The sequence below is a fragment of the Kribbella sp. WER1 genome (assembly GCF_054189145.1).
This window is the reverse complement of the sequence record NZ_CM135186.1, coordinates 6,296,394-6,313,309: the sequence shown is the minus strand read 5'-3', so window position 1 is coordinate 6,313,309 and position 16,916 is coordinate 6,296,394. Positions and strand designations below refer to the sequence as shown.

The window sequence follows — 16,916 nt, the reverse complement described above, 5'->3', positions numbered from 1 at the left end:
CAAGGGATTCCACCGAAACCACAGGGAAAACCCGCACCTGAGAGACCTCTCAGTGCAGAGGACGCAACGCTTTCCGAAGGTCTTCCGGCAACGTCACCGGAAGTTCACACGTGAATTTCCGACAGACGTACGCCGCCGGCCCACCTCCGACGAGCCCGCGCCCGTCCATCAAAGGCACCCCGATCCCCGGCGCCCCGGAAGCAATCGCCGTCCCCCACGGAGAGTTGCCAAAAGCAACCCGCACAAGCTCACCGGCGTCGGCGGGTGGCGTGACGATGGCGATTTCCAAGGGGCCCGCCGCGACGGTTTCGGCGACCGCGAGGGCGCGGCCGGCGAAGCGGGGAGCTCGGGCGGCGATGGCTGCTGAGGCATCCAGGGCCTGCTGGGCGGCCCGCTCGTAGTGGTCTGTACCGGTGAGGCTCGCGAGCGTGGTCAGCGCCTCGGCGGTCAGGCTCACCCCGGAAGGCGTCGCGTTGTCGGTCGCATCCTGCGGCCGCCAGATCAGCCGCTCCGCATCCCCCGCGGTGTCAAAGTAGGTGCCATCAGCAACAAACTCCGCCAGTACCCGCCCGAGCAACCCCTCCGCGATCTCGAACCACTCGGCCTCCCCCGTCGCCCCCAGCAACGTCAAACACGCCTGCGCGTACGCCGCATAATCCTCGAGTACGCCGTCCGCGCAGCCCCGCACCCCGTCCCGCGACGTCCGGTACAACCGCGCCCCGTCCAGATGCACGTCCCGCACCAACCGCGCCGCCCCGACCGCCGCCTCGACGTACTCGGGCCTCTCCAACACCACCCCCGCACGGGTCAGCGCCGTGATCGCCAACCCGTTCCACGCGGCCACCACCTTGTCGTCCCGCCCCGGGTAGACCCGCTCGCCCCGCGCCCGCAGCAACTCCGCACGGATCCGGGCCCACCGATCCGCATCGGACGGATCCTCCCGCAGCTGCAGGACCGACGTACCGTGCTCGAACGTCCCCGTCACCTCGCACAACGCGACGACCCACGCGGCATCGTCGTCCGGCAACACGGAGCGCAGTTCGGCGGGCGTCCAGACGTAGTACTTGCCCTCTTCCCCCTCCGTGTCCGCGTCCAGCGCCGACGCGAACCCGCCCTCCGGCGTCCGCAGCTCCGCCAGCAGGAAGTCCGCCGTCTCCTCGGCGATCCGCCGCGCCAGCGGGTCCCGCGAGATCGTCCACCAGTGCGAGTACACGTCCAGCAGCAACGCGTTGTCGTACAGCATCTTCTCGAAGTGCGGCACCACCCATTGCCCGTCGACGGAGTACCGCGCGAACCCGCCGGCCAGCTGGTCGTACATCCCGCCGCGCGCCATCCGCGCACACGTCTGCGCGACCATCGCCAGCGCGTCCTCGTCGCCGGTCCGCCGGTGATGCCGGAGCAGGAAGTCCAGCACCATCGACGGCGGGAACTTCGGCGCCCGCCCGAATCCGCCGGCCACCGGATCGAAGTCCACCTTCAGCAACTCGACCGCACGCTCCAGGTCGAAGACCCCCGCATCGGCCGGCTGCTGCGCCCCGAGCTGCTCGACGACCCGCTTCCCGATCCCGTCGAGCTGCTCGCGCCGGTGCATCCATGCGTCGGTGATTGCCTCCAGCACCTGCCCGAACGACGCCATCCCGCCGCGGGCCTGCTTCGGGAAGTACGTCCCGCAGAAGAACGGCTCGCCGCTCGGCGTCAGGAACACCGACATCGGCCACCCGCCCTGCCCGGTCATCGCGACGGTCGCCGCCATGTAGATCGCGTCGACGTCCGGCCGCTCCTCGCGATCCACCTTCACGCTCACGAAGTGCTCACTCAGGTACGCCGCCGTCGCGGGATCCTCGAACGACTCGTGCGCCATCACATGACACCAGTGACACGCGGAGTACCCGACCGACAGGAACACCGGTACGTCGCGCTCCCGCGCCTCGGCGAACGCCTGCTCGGACCACTCCCGCCATTCCACCGGGTTCCCCGCGTGCTGCCGCAGGTACGGACTGGTCGATCGCCCGAGCTCGTTCGCCATACCCCAACGCTAGACGAGGACCTTGCGGCTCCCGGCGTCCGGATGCAGGAACGCCAGCAGCGCCTCGGCTTCCGCGCGTACGGCGTCCGCATCGGTCAACGGCCGGTACGTCCGGATCGTGAGCGTCGCCTCGTCGGCGGTCCGGCCGACCGTCCAGTCGCCCGCGGTGAAGCCGTCGACGAGCAGGATCTGCGGCGCGGGACGCTGCGTGCGGTACCCCTGGCGGCCGTGGTCGTCGGTGATCACGCGGGTGCGATCGGCGTACGAGAGCAGCAGGTTGTCGAAGTCGTACAGGAACCTGGGGGGCGCCGGGATTTCCGGATCGGGGTGGACGGCATCGGGTACGTCGTACACCGTCTGGCCGTGCTCGTCCTGGAAGACCTGCAGGCTCATCCGCTCGACGACCTCGCGCAGCTTGGTGAGACCGGACCACACCTGCACGTCCTTCACGCTCGCCGGGCCGAACGCCTCCAGGTAGCTCTGGATCATCCACTCGAGCGACGTGGCCGACGGAGCGGCCGGGCCGAGCCAGGCGTCGACGGTGGTGTGCGCGATCGGTCCGCTCCGGCCCCAGACGCCGCGCGGCGGGACCTGGACGAGCGGCACCTGGTTGCGGATCGCGTACACCAGGGACGCCGGTGCGCGGTCGGGCCAGCGTTCGGCGAGCAGGGCGCCGAGTTCCTTGTTGGTCAGGGGTTTCGGGGCCAGCAGCTCGATGCCGTCGGCCACCAGCCGCGCCATGTCGATGCCCGCGATCGGCTTGCCGTGGATCTGGTTGCGGTAGAGGTCGCGGTCGAGCACCGGCTGGATCAGTGGTCGCAGCGCCCGGGCGTCGTCCGGGGTGACGAGGTGGATCGTCGAGCGCATCAGCGCGATCCGGATCAGCGTACGGTCGACGAGCAGGTCGGCGGCTTGCTCCGGTACGAACTCCGCCAGCCGGGACCACAGACCGACGTACCAGGTGTGCGGGGTCTGCGCTTGTAGGCCGACGAGTCGCCGTACCGCGTCGACGACCGACGACTCCGAGCGGCGCAACAGCAGTTGGCGGTCGAGAGTCGCGCGGTTGAGCGCCCGGCGGGTGAGTACACGCATCACATGTTCAATAGGAACATGCCCGTCCACCCGCTGCTCGCGAGCCGCTTCAGCCCGCTGTTGTTCGACCCGACCCGCACCGTCACCGAGGACGACGTCGACCTCCTCCTCGAAGCGGCCCGCTGGGCGCCGTCAGCCGGCAACTCCCAGCCCTGGGCGTACTTCGTGGCACGCCGCGACGAGCCCGACCACAAACGGATCGTCCGCCACCTCGCCCGCAGCTCCGCCCGCTGGGCACCGACCGCCTCGCTGCTGATCGTCACGATGGCGCACCGCTACATCGAGGACACCGACTGGGCCTACTCGGACTTCGCCGACTACGACCTCGGCCAGTCCGTCGCCCACCTCACCCTGCAGGCCCACGCGATGGGTCTCGCCTGCCGCCAGTTCCGCGCCTTCGACCTCGAAGCCATCACCACCGACCTCAACCCTGGCCCCGGCTGGCACGTCGTCTCGATGATCGCCATCGGCCACCCAGCCGAGGACCGCCCCGCAGACCGCACCCGCCGCACCACAGCGGACCTCCGAACGGCCCCCTGGGACTAGCGCGCAGCTCGGGTTCTGGGAAAGAAAAGTCGCTCTGGCGGACAATAGTTTCCCAGCCGACCCCGACCGCCAAAGCAGTCCGAGGTCAGGCCGTCTGGGAGAGGGCGACGGCCAGGCCGAGGGTGAGAGCCATCACCAGGAGTTCGGTGGCGACGATTCGCCAGAAGGCGTGGCGGGAGTCGAGGAGGTCGCCGGTGGCGCGCGAGCGGTGGACGGCGGCGAGTACGACGAGCAGGACGAACGCGACGAGCTTCGCGATCAGGAGGGCGCCGTACGCGTCGTGGGTGAGTTCGTCGAGGACCGAGCCCCAGCCGCCGCCCCTCGCGGCGAGGCGGCCGGCGGCGCTGATGAGGCCGCTGAGGACGACCGCGACCGCAGAGATGACGGCGACCTGGCCGTAGCGTTCCATCACGATCGGTAGGCCGCTGCGGCTGGCCCGGCCGTACCGGACGAGGCCCGCGAGGCCGCCGATCCAGGTGGTCGCGGCGATCACGTGGAGTACCAGGGCGGCGCCGGCGAGGACGACGTACGACTCGTTCCTCGGGTACGCCGTGACGGCGGTCGGGACGAGCGCGGCGACCGCGACCAGGACGCCGAAGAGCGCGGCCGACGACGTCTGGACGCGGCGGATGCCGATCGCGAGCGCGAGGACGAGGATGCCCGTGATCAGCAGCGACTTCACCTCGGGTACGCCGAGCGCGTCGTCGAGCCGGAGCCGCAGCAGCCGGACCGGGGTGTTGAGCAGCAGCGCGGCGGTCCCGACCGCGCCCACGAACGCGCAGACCGCCCAGATCAGCGCCGCGTTGCTCGCGTCCCGGACCGCGCGCCGGCCCTGGACGCCGAGCGGTCCGCCGTCGATCCGCAGCAGTACGACGGCCGCGAGCAGGGCGCCCGCGCAACCGACCGTCGCGAGCGTCGAGATCAGCCGGAGTACCGGCTGCAGCCAGGACACGAACTCGCTCGGCCCGCCGATGCCGCCGGAGTTCCGCGGCTGGCTGTCCGTCAGGAAGAGCGCGAGCACGAGCGCCACCGAGGCGACGAGAACAGCACCCACCCCACCCACGACCAGGCGTCCAGGCATGCGATGCCGGGCGGCGCGGGTCGCGGTCACCGGAGGGAGTGGTCGGGGGCACCTGTCAGCACCCGGCTCACTATAGGGTCAGCCGGAGGTGGGCAGCCCAGTCCGACACCATCTCGTGACCGGTCTCCCAGCAATCGGTGACCGGACCGAGATCTACTTACTTCGGAGCGTGGTCACTCGGTGTCTTCGTCAGGTTCTTCGGGTCCGAAGTCGTCGGCGCTGCAGCGCCATCCAGGGACGGCGAGCCGGCCGGACTCGCTGGGTCGGCGGACGGTGCTGGGTCGTCCGCACCATCGCGGTCCACGTCGATCCGCTTCAGCTGCTTGCCCATGCTGCGCCACAGCAGAAACGTGACGACACCGAGCGCCAGCACGATCAGCAGCGCGACCCAGCCCGGCTTCACCACGTTGGGGTCGATCTCGGCCGTCTGAAGGGAGATCATCGCTGTCACGCCACCATTCTCTCATTGTCCGGGCCGCCCGTCAGCGCAGCCCCGCGAACAGGTCGTTCTCAGGCAGCTCCGACTCGACCAGGCTCCGCGCGAGCTCGTAGTCCTCGGTCGGCCAGGCCGCCTGGTGCACCTCGAGCGGTACGGCGAACCACGAGCCGTCCGGGTCGATCTGGGTGGCGTGCGCGAGCAGCGCCCGGTCCCGGACCTCGAAGTACTGCGCGCACTCGACCCGGGTGGTGATCCGGCGCTCGTTCTCCGGGTCCGGCTTCCAGTCCTTGAGCCGCTCGGCGTAGGGCGACTCCAGGCCGCGCTCGACCATCGCGTCGTGCAGCGCCTTCATCCGCTCGTAGTGGAACGTGTGGTGGTAGTACAGCTTCAGCGGCTGCCACGGCTCGCCGAGCTCCGGGTACGCGTCCTTGTCCCCGGCCGCCTCGAACGCCGCCACCGTGATCTGGTGGCACATCACGTGGTCCGGGTGCGGATACCCGCCGTTCTCGTCGTACGTCGTGACCACCTGCGGCCGGAACTGCCGGATCAGCTGCACCAGCGGCGCGGCGGCGTCCTCGACCTTCAACGCCCCGAAGCAGCCCTCCGGCAGCGGCGGCAGCGGGTCGCCCTCCGGGAACCCGGAGTCCACCCAGCCCAGCCACTCCTGCCGGATGCCGAGGATCTCGCGCGCGGAGTCCATCTCCTTGCGGCGGATCTCGGTGATGTTCGCCAGCACCTCCGGGCGGTCCATCTTCGGATTCAGGATCGATCCGCGCTCGCCTCCGGTACAGGTGGCGACCAGCACCTCGACGCCTTCGGCGACGTACCGGGCGGTCGATGCGGCTCCCTTGCTCGACTCGTCGTCCGGGTGGGCGTGTACATGCAACAACCGAAGATCTCCACTCACAAGACACAATGGTCCTCTAGCCGCACGCAAAACACACGACCGACCCCCTGGACGACCTGTGACCGAGTCATCAGCAGCCACCCCGACCTCCGACCTGAACGCCCGGTACGGGCGCGCCGGACGGTCCCGTCGACCGCTGGTGATCGGCGTCCTGGGCGTCCTCGTGCTGGTCGCGCTGGTCTGGCTGGTCTGGGTCGCGTGGGTGCAGTCGAACCCGTCGGTCCACTCCGAACTGCAGGGCTTCAAGGTCACCTCGCCGACCAGCGCGACCGCGACCATCACGGTGGACCGGAGCAAGTCGGTCGACGCGAGCTGCCGGCTGCAGGCGAAGGCCGCGGACTTCTCGATCGTCGGCGAGGTGACGGTCACGGTGCCGGCCGGTTCGGCCCGTCAGCAGACCCTGCCGGTGACGCTGACAACGCAGCGCTCGGCGACCTCCGTGGTGCTGATCGGCTGCACGACGGCCGACCAGCACCGCCCGCGCTGACCCAAACCCGCTGCCGCGGCAACGGACTTCCGGCGGCGGCTGTTCGCGGTGGGAGAAAACCGAGGTAGCAAACGTTTTCCAAGCGTTCGGGACCCGTCAGAACCCCTGCGTTATCTGCGGTCTCTTGCTACGCTCGTTTGATTGGTCGCCGTCGACGACGGCGGCCAGCAGTATTTTCCTGCCCATCCCACCGACACAAGGAGCAGCCCGTGACGCAGAAGATCGACGAGGACAGCGTTGTCTGGCTGACGCAGGACGGTTACGACCAGCTGAAGTCCGAGCTCGAGCACCTGAAGGGCCCTGCCCGTGCCGAGATCACCCAGCGGATCAGCGAGGCCAGGGACGAGGGCGACCTCAAGGAGAACGGTGGCTACCACGCCGCCAAGGACGAGCAGGGCAAGATCGAGGCGCGGATCCGGCAGCTGGAGGACATGCTCCGCCGTGCCCGGGTCGGCGAGACCCCGAAGGCGGGCGGCAAGGTCGAGCCCGGCATGAAGGTGTCGATCAAGTTCGCCGGCGACGACGACGTCGAGACGTTCCTGCTCGGTTCCCGCGAGTTGCTCGCCCTGGACGCGTCGGTCGACATCGACGTGTACTCCCCGCAGTCTCCGCTCGGCGCCGCCATTCTCGGTAAGAAGAAGGGCGACAAGGCCACCTACGAGGCCCCGAACGGCAAGGACGTGACCGTCGAGATCGTCGCCGCGGAACCGTTCACCGGCTGACCCACCAAGCTCCCGAAGGGCCCCGGTGGACAGTCCACCGGGGCCCTTCGCATGGGAGCACCGTGCATTGTGGGAGCACCGGCTCGCCGGAGGGAATCGGGCGAGCCGGATCAGCCGATGCGGATCCGGTACGTGCCGGCGGCCCCGAGTCCGGCGTACAGCCAGTGGCCGTCGGAGCTGACCGCGAGCGCCCGAACGTCCGTCGTCGGCAGTCCGGCGCCGATGCCGTGCCAGCTGCGGCCGCGGTCGCGGTCGGTCGACTCGAGCACGCCCCGGCCCGCGACCGGCACGCCCCAGAACGTGTCGGCACCGGCGGTGGTCCACCGCCCGTCCTTCGTACTGACGTTGATCGCAGCCCCTGCCGCGATCAGGTAGCGGCCCGTACGCCGGATCGTGCTGACCCGGCCGTCCAGCACCTTGGTCGCGGTCGCGCCGCCGTCCGTCGAGCGGAACAGCCCGTCGGGTCCACCCAGCAGCAGCCGTCCCGCGTCGTCGGTGCCGATCGCCACAGCACGTCGTGGCTCGACGCCAGGTACTGCGTTCCGGCGCCGACCATCCCTTCGCCCTCACCGGCACCCCATTCCTGGTCGCGGGAGCGGACCGAGCTGCCGTAGACGCCGCTGTCGGTCGCCGCGAGCATCCGATCGCCGACCGGGAGCAGGTCCTTGACGGTGCCCGCGGAAAGCCCGATCCGATGGCGTACGGATCAAGCTGGCGATCGCCGACCGGTCGACCGCGCTGTTGCCGCTGTCGCTCGACGTCGGCGACGGGTTGCGGGCGGCCGTCGTGCATCAGAGCACGCTGCTGGATGCGCTGGTCGACTACTGGCAGCTGTGCTGGCAGCAGGCGATCCCGTTCGGCGCGGAGGCCTCCGGGGAGCTGACCGAGGACGACCGGGCGTTGCCCACGCTGCTCGTCGCCGGGCTCAAGGACGACGCGATCGCGCGGCAGCTCGGCTGGTCGCTGCGCACGATGCGGCGGCGGGTGCGTCGGCTGCACGAACTTACCGGCACGTCCAACCGCTTCCAGGCCGGTGCCGTCGCAATGCGTCGCGGCTGGCTGTGAACTTTCTTTGAGCGTAGAGTTGAGCGCCTTGGGCTCAACTTTCTTGATACTTGAGTCGACAAGGCTCAAGTTGCGTGCTTACGGTCCACGACATGGGCATTCTGAGGCATCCCGACTTCCGGCGACTCTGGGTCGCCGATCTGCTCAGCCAGCTCGGTAGCCGGCTGACCATGTTCGCCGTACCGCTTCTGGCGGTACTGACGCTCGACGCCACCACCTTCCAGGTGTCGCTGCTGCGCACCTGTGAGACCGCGGCCTGGCTGCTGCTCGGACTGTTCGCCGGCGCCTGGGTCGACCGGATCCGCTGCCTCCCGGTCCTGATCGCCGCGGACCTCGGCCGCGCGGTCCTCTACGGATCGATCCCGATCGCGGCGGCGTTCGCCGTACTGCGGCTGCCACAGCTGTACGTCGTCCTCGCGCTGGCCGGCGTCCTGACCGTCCTGTTCGACGTTGCCCACAGCACCTATCCGCCGCGGCTGCTGAACGCCGACCAGCTCCTCCCCGGCAACGCCAAACTCGCCGCCAACCACTCGGTCGCAGCCGTCATCGGCGCCGGCGCAGGCGGCATCCTGGTCCAGTGGATCGGCGCCGCGGTCACGATCGGCCTGGACGCCTTGAGCTTCATCTGGTCGGCCCTCTGGCTCCGCAGCATCCGCACCCCGGAACCGGCACCGGTCAAACCCGAACGTCCACACCTACACCAGGAGATCCGCGACGGCCTGCGGTACGTCTTCAAACACCCGCTGCTCCGCCCGATCGCCCTCAACCAGACCACAACCATGCTGTTCCAGTCCGCGAACGGCGCCGTGATGGTGGTCTTCCTGGTCCGCCAGCTTCACCTACGCCCGAGCACGATCGGCCTCCTCAGCATGCTCGGCCTCCTCGGCGCGATCGTCGCCTCGGTCGTCACCGAACGCATCAGCACCCGTCTCGGCGACGCCCGCGCTTTGCTGCTCTCGACAACAGGAATCGGCGTCGCCTTCGTCCTCCAGGCCCTGACAAACCGCGGCTGGCAGCTCGCCTGGTACGTCCTCGCCACCCTGCTGGCCGGCTTCTCCATCATCGTCGCCTACATCCTCGCCGCCAGCACCCGCCAACGCGTCTGCCCACCAGCCCTCCAAGGCCGAGTCAGCGCCACCATCAGCTTCGTCTCCTGGGGCGCCACCCCCCTCGGCAGCCTCCTAGGCGGCCTCCTCGGCACCACCCTCGGCCTCCGCCCCACCCTCTACACCGCCGGCTTCGCCACCCTCGCCGGCACCCTCTTCCTCTACTTCTCCCCACTGCGCACGCTGCGGACCATCCCCGCGGTCGGGGCGTACGAGTGACGTACGCCCCGGGTGGTCAGTCGGAGGTGATTTGGGCTGTGCCTACGAGGACTTCTACGTCGAGGGCGGCGCGGCCGCGGCCTATTTCTACGTCTTTGGATTGGCCGGAGACTGCGCCGGACCAGGTGACTCGGCCCAGTTGGGCCTCGGTGTGGACGTGGACGTCGGAGCCGCGGCGGAGGGCTACGTTGGCGGTGCCGGACTCTACGCGGACTCGGGAGCGGCCCTTGGTGATCTGGGCGTCGAGGGTGGCGGAGCCGGCCTGGACGAGTACGTCGATGGGGCCGTCGACGTCGGCGACCTTCGCGGTGCCGGCGGTGACGCGGACGCGGGTGAGGCCGGGGAGGCGTTCGGCGTTCACGCTGCCGCCGGTGACCTCGATCTCCACCTGGAGGTGCGGGTTGACGCGGATCGACAGTTCCTTGGCGAGGCCGTTCACGTGGGCCTTCAGGTCGGTCGGGTTGCGCAGCATGCTGAAGCCGTCGATCGAGACGCCCATGTCGCCTTCGCTGCTGATCGCGAGGGTGTCGCCGTCGCGCTTGATCACGTGCGGGCCGTCGACGGCGACGCCGTTCACGGCCGGCTCGCCGATCAGGCGTACCCGGCGGCCGATCGCCCGTACCGTCACGCGCTGCACGCCCGACGGAATCGGCACGTTGCTGTGCTGCTCCTCGGCAGGCTCCTCCGCGGCCTCGTCCGGTACGACGTCCTGCACGGCCGACCGCTCCCCAGCAAGCCCACCGGCGGCGCCGGTCGAACCGTTCGCGGTGTCCGGGGTCGTGGTGGGTGAGTCGACGGCGTCTGCCCAGGCGGAGGGGGTCGGGGTGTCGTCGGCAACCGGAGCTTCGGGGGTGGGGGTGTCGGCCGGCGCCCCCGCCGTACCCGCGCTTCCTGTCGCTGGGGGTGTGGGCTTGATGGCGGCGATCAGCGTGGCGGCCTCCTCGGTGGAGAGGTGGCCCGTGGCGACGCGGTCCAGGATGTCCTTGACCTTCTCGTCGTAGCTCTGGTTGCTCATGCGTCCAGTCCAGCACCCCACCGGGTCGAAACCAATCGGGGAATCCCCCGAAATGCAGCCGTGCGGACCCCCGAGAGAGGGCCCGCACGCCATATTCACTGCACAGCCCGCAGCGGGCTGGTTGTTGTCACGCCGCCGGCGTCATCTCCTCGGCCGCCAGCTCGTCCTGTACGGCGGCCAGCTCCGCCGCCTCGGCCTCTTCGGCCGCGCGCCGCGCCTTCAGCCCGCGCAGACCGGTGAGCGCGATCACCAGCCCGAGCGCCGCGATCCCGGTGACCACCCCGAGCCCGGACTTGTACGCCGACAGCACGCCGGTCGCCGCGGTGACGCCGGCCGTTTGACCGCTGATCACCGCGGTCACGATCGCGAGTACGACCGCCCCGCCGACCTGGTTCGACGTGTTGAACAGCCCGGACGCCAGCCCCTGCTCGTGGTCGGGGACCCCGGACACGGCCTGGATGTTCAGCGACGGGAACCCGAGCGCGAACCCGAGCCCGAGCAGCATGATCGTCGGGAAGACGGTCGAGAAGTACGCCGACTCCGGGCCGATCCGCAGCGACAGCGCGTACCCGGCGACGAAGAACGCCATCGCGACGATGATCATCTTCTCGGTGCCGATCCGGTCGACGATCTTGCCGACGTTCGGGGACAGCGTCGCGACCAGCAGGCCGGCCGGGAGGAACCCGAGCGCGGTCTGGAACGACGACCAGCCGAGCAGGTTCTGCAGGTACATGGTGCCGATCAGCTGGAAGGCGACGTACGAACCGAAGACGGTCAGGATGGCCAGGTTCGCGCGCCGCAGCGAGGCGTTGCGCAGGATGCCGAGCCGGACCAGCGGGTGCTTGGTGCGCAGCTCGATCGCGACGAAACCGGCCAGCAGTACGACGGCCAGCACGAACAGCCCGATGGTCTGCACCGACACCCAGCCGGCGTGCTCGGCACCGACGACCGCGTACACCAGCGAGAGCATGCCGCCGGTGACGGTGATCGCCCCCGGTACGTCGTACCCGCCGGCGGCGTCGTCCCGCGGGCTGTTCGGGATCAGCTTGAGGCCGAACAGCAGCACGATCAGCGCGACCGGGCCGGGCATCAGGAAGGTCCAGCGCCAGCCGACCTCGGTGAGCGCGCCGCCGAGGATCAGGCCCATCGAGAAGCCGCTGGCGGCGCAGGTGGTGAAGATGCTCAGGGCCCGGTTGCGATCCGGCCCCTCGTGGAAGGTGGTGGTGATGATCGAGAGCGCGGCCGGAGCGGTGAACGCCGCGGCGATGCCCTTCACGAACCGCGCCGCGATGAGCAGTTCGGGGTTGCTCGCCAGCGAGCTCAGCATCGAGACGACGGCGAAGACGGCCAGCGCGATCAGGAAGACCCGGCGCCGGCCGAGCAGGTCGGCGGTCCGGCCGCCGAGCAGCAGCAGGCCGCCGTACCCGAGCACGTAGCCCGTCACGACCCACTGCAGGGAAGAAAGGGAGACGCCCAGGTCGGCGCCGATGGACGGCAGGGACATGCCGACCATGGACACGTCCAGGCCGTCGAGGAAGATCACGCCGCAGACCACCAGGAGCGCCCCCCAGAGGCGTGCGTCCCAGGTCATGCGGGCAGGCGATGCAGTTTGCGTAGTCACGAGGAGAGACTATTGCATGCATATGCATCTAATGTCTAGGCATTAAATGCGCTTGCATTGATTGCACCTGCATGCTATGGTCGGCGACATGACCGCTACGAAGGTCAGCGGTGGGACTGGTGAGACCACCGCCGATGTGCGCGAATGGCGCGAGCTGCTGGCTCGCCACGCGGACCTGACTTGCGCCCTCGACCGGGCGCTGCAGGCCGGTCATTCGCTGGGCATGAGTGAGTACGAGGTGCTGGAGCGGCTCGCCGAGCTCCCGGAGCACTCCGCCAAGGTCGCGACGATCGCGAAGTCCGTGCACCTCAGCCAGAGCGCGCTGTCCCGGGTGATCGGCCGGCTGGAGGTCGCCGGCCTGGTCGAGCGGCACATGTGCCCCGAGGACCGCCGCGCGATCAACGTCCGGCTGACCGACGAGGGCCTGCGCCGCCAGACCGAGGCCCAGCCGACCCAGCGCCAGGTGCTCGCGCAGCGCCTGCATGCGCCACTCGTGAAGTCCTGCGAGCCTCTACCCTCGGTGGATGGCTGAGGAGTACGACGCAGCTCGCGAGATCATCGCGGACCTGCAACGCATCGTGACGCCCAACGGCGTCCAGGAGAACTACCTGTTGTCCGCCGGCGGCGTCGACCACTGGGTCTACGCCCGCGGTCACGACCGCGCCAACCCGGTGATCCTGTTCATCCACGGCGGTCCCGCGTCGCCACTCGCCCCGGTCTGCTGGCAGTTCCAGCGCCCGGTCGAGGAGTACTTCACGGTCGTCACCTACGACCAGCGCGCCGCCGGGCGCACCCTGCGCACCGTCGATCCCGAGACGATCGCGGACACGCTGACGATCGCGCAGTACGTCGCCGACGCGATCGAGCTCGCCGAACAGGTCCGCGACCGGTACGGCGTCGAGAAGCTCATCCTGCTCGGCCACAGCTGGGGCACGATCATCGCAACCCGGGCCGCCCTCGACCGACCCGACCTCTTCCACGCGTACGTCGGAATCGGCCAGATCGTCGACGCCCGCGCGAACGAGGAGCTCTGCTTCGAGTACGCCCTCGCGCAGGCCCGCGAGCACAACCACGCCGAGGCACTCGAACAGCTCGCGTCGATCGCGCCGTACCCGGGCGACGAACCGGTGACACGGGAGCGGATCATCATCGCCCGCGACTGGGCGCAGTACCGCGGCGGACTCTCGGCGTACCGGGACAGCTCGCCGTACTTCTTCCTGGCGCCGCTGCTGTCGCCGGAGTACACGGTCGCGGAGGCCGAGGCGATGGGTGAGGGCAATGTGTTCACGCTCGGGCGGGTGCTGGACGAGATGCTTACCGTCGACTTCACCGGGGTGACCGAGTTCCCGATCCCGGTCGTGATGTTCCTCGGGCGGCACGACTACACGACCCCGACGGCGCCGGTCGCGGCGTGGTTCGAGGCCGTCGAAGCGCCGTACAAGCAGGCGATCTGGTTCGAGCACTCGGCGCATCTGGCGCCGTGGGAGGAGCCGGGGAAGTTCTTGATCAGCCTGGTGACGTACGTGCGTCAGTTGAGCGTGTAGCTGTAGCCGTTGGCAACGAGTCCGGCGAGCAGGCGTTGGCGGTGCTCCTCGCCGCGGAGTTCCAGTTGCAGCTCGACCTCGACCTCGTCGAGGCTGAGCGTCTCCGAGATCCGTTCGTGCAGTACTTCGATCAGGTTCGCGTCGAGCGCGGCGATCTGGGTCAGCAACATCGCCAGCCCGCCAGGCGTATCCGGGATCCGCACGCGGAGCGACAGGTACCGCCCGGCCGCGGCCATCCCTTGGCGGATCACGCGCATCAGCAGCAACGGGTCGATGTTCCCGCCGGACAGGACGACGACCACGGGCGGCTTGAAGCGCTTCGGCTCGTCCAGTACAGCGGCCACCGCGGCGGCGCCGGCCGGTTCGACGACGAGCTTCGCGCGTTCGAGGACCAGCAGCAACGCCTTCGACAACGCGTCCTCGCCGACGGTCCGGACGTCACCGACGTACCGCTGGACCGTCTCGAACGGCACCTTCCCCGGCAGCCCGACCGCGATCCCGTCCGCCATCGTGCGCATCCGGTCCAGCTGCACCGGCTCCCCCGCCGCCAGCGAGGCCGGGTACGCCGCGGCGCCGGCCGCCTGGACGCCGACGACCTCGATCGGTACGCCGTCCCGCTGCATCGCGGCCGCGATCCCGGCGAGCAACCCGCCGCCCCCGGTCGGTACGACGACGGTCCGCACCTGCGGGCACTGCTCGACGATCTCGAGCCCGGTCGTGGCCTGCCCCGCGACGATGTCCGGGTGGTCGAACGGGTGGATCAGCACCGCGCCGGTCTCCGCCTCGAACGCGCGCGCCGCGACCAGGCAGTCGTCGATGGACGTGCCAACGAACCGGATCTCCGCGCCGTACGCCCGAGTCGCCTTCTCCTTCGGAATCGGGGCGCCGTTCGGCATGAACACGGTCGACTTGATGCCGAGCAGCTGCGCCGCCAGCGCGACACCTTGCGCGTGGTTGCCGGCGCTGGCCGCGACCACGCCGCGTTCACGTTCCGCCTTCGAGAGGCGTGCCATCCGGACGTACGCCCCGCGCAGCTTGAACGACCCCGTCCGCTGCAGGTTCTCGCACTTCAGGAACACGTCGCCGCCGACCAGGTCGCTCAACCACCGCGAGTACTCCAAGGGCGTCGGCGCGACCACGTCGTGCAGCAGATCGGCCGCCCGCGCAACATCTCTGGCATCGATCACGACAAGCACCTTAACGGCGAAAAGGAGTTGCGGCTGGAACATACGCTTCTGCACATGGAAGTCCGGGCTCAGGTTGCGCAGCAGGTATTCACTCTGGAGATGCCGGACGACTTCTGGTTTCCGGATGTCGAGGGAGTGCTGCGGGCGCTGCGGGAGCAGTTCGGGGTCGACGCTGTCGTGGTCGGCTGTTTGGCCGAGGAGCCGGTTACGTACGAGATGCGGCCGGTGGACGAGCTGCCGGAGTGGTTCGACGAGACGCTGCGGTGGATCGGGCAGCAGGTGACGGCGACCGGGCCGTGGGTGCAGGTGAAGACCTGGGGTCTGTCCAACGTTCTGCGTATCCCGACCGCTGATGGGGACGTGTATTTCAAGGCGCTTTCGCAGGCGTCGACGGATCCGGATGCGCTGCCGTTCCTGTTCGCGCACGAACCGCGATTCCTCCAGCGGGCGTCGGCCGACAGGCCCGGGGAGATCCCGGCGCCGATCGCGATCGACGAGGAGCGGGCGTGGCTGCTGCTGCCGGACGTCGGTACGCCGCTCGGCCGGGAGACGGACGTGTCGGTGTGGATCGATGCCGTACGCAACCATGCTCGGCTGCAGCGGAGTTACGCCAGGGAGCCGGAACGGTTGCTGGAATACGGCTGCTCGGACCGGCGCCTCGCCGTACTCGCCACCGAACTGGACCTGCTGCTGGAGCCGAACAAGCTGACACAGCGACTCGCTCCGGAGGATCTGGCGAAACTGCCGGACCGGGCGAAACAGTTGCATGCGGCAATCGACGAGCTGGCGGAGATCGGCATACCGGAGACGTTGCTGCACGGCGACCTGCATCCGCGGAACGTGGCGGTGCGGGACGGGAAGGTGCTCGCGTTCGACTGGACGGACGCGGCGCTGGCCCATCCGTTCCTGGACCTGGTGACGTTTGTGGAGGAGCGGTCGCCGCTGTCGTCTGACGCGCGGGTACGAGACGCGTATCTCGCCGAGTGGGAGGAGTACGCCACACCGCCCGACCTGCGCCGCGCACTACACCTCGCCGAGGAACTCGGCACCCTCTACCAGACGATCACCTACCTCCACCTAGTCGACCACGTCACCGGCCCAACCCAATCCTCCCTCCTCCGCGGCGCCGACTTCTGGACCACCAAACTACTGACCTAACAACCACCCACGGTCACGAAGACTCCACACCCGCAGTCCCCCGACGGCACCTCCGCCTCAGCCGCCCAAATCACCTCAACCCGCCCACACACACCCGCAACGCATCGAGACGCGAGACCCATCCGCTTCCCCCGCAGGCCCATCAGCTACTCCCGCGCACCATGCACCCGCGTACCCGTGTACCCACCCCACGCCCCACGCCCCACGCCCCACGCCCCACGCCCCACGCCCCACGCCCCACGCCCCACGCCCCACGCCCCACGCCCCACGCCCCACGCCCCACGCCCCACGCCCCAGGCCCCAGGCAGCAGGCAGCAGGCAGCAGGCAGCAGGCAGCAGGCAGATGATCGCGCCGAGCGCGGCGCTTGACCAGACCCACTCGCCTCGGCTCAGGTGTCAACCGCACCGCCACACGCCGTCCTGCAGGGTGGAGGGCCTACTCCCCACACGCTGTGCAGGGTGGAAGGCGACGCTCCGGATCTGCTCACCTGCGGCGCGCAGCGCGCGGGGGCCCGAGTCGGTGAGCAGCCTGGCTCCGGCAACTACACCGCCGACCTCACGTCACGGCCGGCGACCTGGGGGATCGCCGCCGACCCGGTCGCTCGCCTCGCATGAGCACAGGTTTTCGGCCCCGAGCCTGATAGCGGAGTTGTGGCTCGGCACCGCGATCCGCCAGACCCAGCAGGCATCCCGCCCGAGCG

18 protein-coding genes are annotated in these 16,916 nt (G+C 69.6%); 9 read left to right on the top strand and 9 right to left on the bottom strand.

Features of this window, described 5'->3' with window-relative positions:
• Nucleotides 1-49: 49 nt before the first annotated feature.
• Nucleotides 50-2,026 (bottom strand): thioredoxin domain-containing protein, encoded by a 1,977-nt coding sequence (locus tag ACXJJ3_RS30825; protein ID WP_458165355.1) that lies wholly within the window; start codon nucleotides 2,024-2,026, stop codon nucleotides 50-52.
• 9 nt (nucleotides 2,027-2,035) lie between these two features.
• A complete protein-coding gene (locus ACXJJ3_RS30820; protein ID WP_458165354.1) occupies nucleotides 2,036-3,118 on the bottom strand; it encodes a winged helix DNA-binding domain-containing protein in 1,083 nt (360 codons plus the stop codon).
• An 18-nt stretch (nucleotides 3,119-3,136) separates the two neighbouring features.
• On the opposite strand from ACXJJ3_RS30820, the gene ACXJJ3_RS30815 reads away from it, so the two are divergent.
• Complete coding sequence (locus ACXJJ3_RS30815; protein WP_458165353.1) at nucleotides 3,137-3,664, top strand: nitroreductase family protein; 528 nt, start codon at nucleotides 3,137-3,139, stop codon at nucleotides 3,662-3,664.
• 85 nt (nucleotides 3,665-3,749) lie between these two features.
• Here the strand turns inward: ACXJJ3_RS30815 and ACXJJ3_RS30810 are convergent, their stop codons facing one another.
• The 3 genes from ACXJJ3_RS30810 to mca all read right to left on the bottom strand — a co-directional run bounded on the left by ACXJJ3_RS30810 (nucleotide 3,750) and on the right by mca (nucleotide 6,091).
• Nucleotides 3,750-4,718 carry a CopD family protein gene (locus ACXJJ3_RS30810; RefSeq protein ID WP_458165352.1) on the bottom strand — a complete coding sequence of 323 codons (969 nt, stop codon included), beginning with the start codon at nucleotides 4,716-4,718 and terminating at the stop codon, nucleotides 3,750-3,752.
• 184 nt (nucleotides 4,719-4,902) lie between these two features.
• Nucleotides 4,903-5,196 (bottom strand): hypothetical protein, encoded by a 294-nt coding sequence (locus ACXJJ3_RS30805; RefSeq protein ID WP_458165351.1) that lies wholly within the window; start codon nucleotides 5,194-5,196, stop codon nucleotides 4,903-4,905.
• Between the two features lie 31 nt (nucleotides 5,197-5,227).
• Nucleotides 5,228-6,091, bottom strand: coding sequence for a mycothiol conjugate amidase Mca (mca, locus tag ACXJJ3_RS30800; protein WP_458165350.1), 864 nt, complete (start codon nucleotides 6,089-6,091; stop codon nucleotides 5,228-5,230).
• A 58-nt stretch (nucleotides 6,092-6,149) separates the two neighbouring features.
• Here mca and ACXJJ3_RS30795 point away from each other — a divergent pair, with 58 nt between their 5' ends.
• Nucleotides 6,150-6,578, top strand: coding sequence for a DUF4307 domain-containing protein (locus tag ACXJJ3_RS30795; protein ID WP_458165349.1), 429 nt, complete (start codon nucleotides 6,150-6,152; stop codon nucleotides 6,576-6,578).
• Nucleotides 6,579-6,787: 209 nt separating this feature from the next.
• The gene (gene greA / locus ACXJJ3_RS30790) at nucleotides 6,788-7,300 is read left to right on the top strand and encodes a transcription elongation factor GreA (protein WP_344192782.1); all 513 of its coding nucleotides are present in this window, start codon (nucleotides 6,788-6,790) and stop codon (nucleotides 7,298-7,300) included.
• Between the two features lie 110 nt (nucleotides 7,301-7,410).
• On the opposite strand, the gene ACXJJ3_RS30785 is transcribed toward greA, so the two are convergent.
• On the bottom strand, nucleotides 7,411-7,809 hold the full coding sequence (locus ACXJJ3_RS30785) for a hypothetical protein (protein WP_458165348.1): 399 nt from the start codon (nucleotides 7,807-7,809) through the stop codon (nucleotides 7,411-7,413).
• Between the two features lie 232 nt (nucleotides 7,810-8,041).
• Between ACXJJ3_RS30785 and ACXJJ3_RS30780 the strand changes: the two genes are divergently transcribed.
• Together ACXJJ3_RS30780 and ACXJJ3_RS30775 are read left to right on the top strand one after the other, a co-directional pair.
• The gene (locus ACXJJ3_RS30780) at nucleotides 8,042-8,365 is read left to right on the top strand and encodes a hypothetical protein (RefSeq protein ID WP_458165346.1); all 324 of its coding nucleotides are present in this window, start codon (nucleotides 8,042-8,044) and stop codon (nucleotides 8,363-8,365) included.
• Between the two features lie 92 nt (nucleotides 8,366-8,457).
• A complete protein-coding gene (locus ACXJJ3_RS30775; RefSeq protein ID WP_458165345.1) occupies nucleotides 8,458-9,690 on the top strand; it encodes an MFS transporter in 1,233 nt (410 codons plus the stop codon).
• A 16-nt stretch (nucleotides 9,691-9,706) separates the two neighbouring features.
• Here the strand turns inward: ACXJJ3_RS30775 and ACXJJ3_RS30770 are convergent, their stop codons facing one another.
• Nucleotides 9,707-10,705 (bottom strand): hypothetical protein, encoded by a 999-nt coding sequence (locus ACXJJ3_RS30770; protein WP_458165344.1) that lies wholly within the window; start codon nucleotides 10,703-10,705, stop codon nucleotides 9,707-9,709.
• Between the two features lie 127 nt (nucleotides 10,706-10,832).
• A complete protein-coding gene (locus ACXJJ3_RS30765; protein WP_458165343.1) occupies nucleotides 10,833-12,296 on the bottom strand; it encodes an MFS transporter in 1,464 nt (487 codons plus the stop codon).
• A gap of 118 nt (nucleotides 12,297-12,414) precedes the next feature.
• Between ACXJJ3_RS30765 and ACXJJ3_RS30760 the strand changes: the two genes are divergently transcribed.
• Nucleotides 12,415-12,858 (top strand): MarR family winged helix-turn-helix transcriptional regulator, encoded by a 444-nt coding sequence (locus ACXJJ3_RS30760; RefSeq protein WP_458165342.1) that lies wholly within the window; start codon nucleotides 12,415-12,417, stop codon nucleotides 12,856-12,858.
• Complete coding sequence (locus ACXJJ3_RS30755) at nucleotides 12,851-13,870, top strand: alpha/beta fold hydrolase (RefSeq protein ID WP_458165341.1); 1,020 nt, start codon at nucleotides 12,851-12,853, stop codon at nucleotides 13,868-13,870. The genes ACXJJ3_RS30760 and ACXJJ3_RS30755 overlap by 8 nt, the downstream gene beginning before the upstream one ends.
• On the opposite strand, the gene ilvA is transcribed toward ACXJJ3_RS30755, so the two are convergent.
• Nucleotides 13,855-15,057, bottom strand: a complete 1,203-nt coding sequence (ilvA, locus tag ACXJJ3_RS30750) for a threonine ammonia-lyase (RefSeq protein ID WP_458165340.1) — start codon at nucleotides 15,055-15,057, stop codon at nucleotides 13,855-13,857. The genes ACXJJ3_RS30755 and ilvA overlap by 16 nt on opposite strands.
• Before the next feature lie 54 nt (nucleotides 15,058-15,111).
• Here ilvA and ACXJJ3_RS30745 point away from each other — a divergent pair, with 54 nt between their 5' ends.
• Nucleotides 15,112-16,215 carry an aminoglycoside phosphotransferase family protein gene (locus ACXJJ3_RS30745; RefSeq protein WP_458165339.1) on the top strand — a complete coding sequence of 368 codons (1,104 nt, stop codon included), beginning with the start codon at nucleotides 15,112-15,114 and terminating at the stop codon, nucleotides 16,213-16,215.
• A 459-nt stretch (nucleotides 16,216-16,674) separates the two neighbouring features.
• Complete coding sequence (locus tag ACXJJ3_RS30740) at nucleotides 16,675-16,830, top strand: hypothetical protein (RefSeq protein ID WP_458165338.1); 156 nt, start codon at nucleotides 16,675-16,677, stop codon at nucleotides 16,828-16,830.
• The last annotated feature ends 86 nt before the right edge of the window (nucleotides 16,831-16,916 follow it).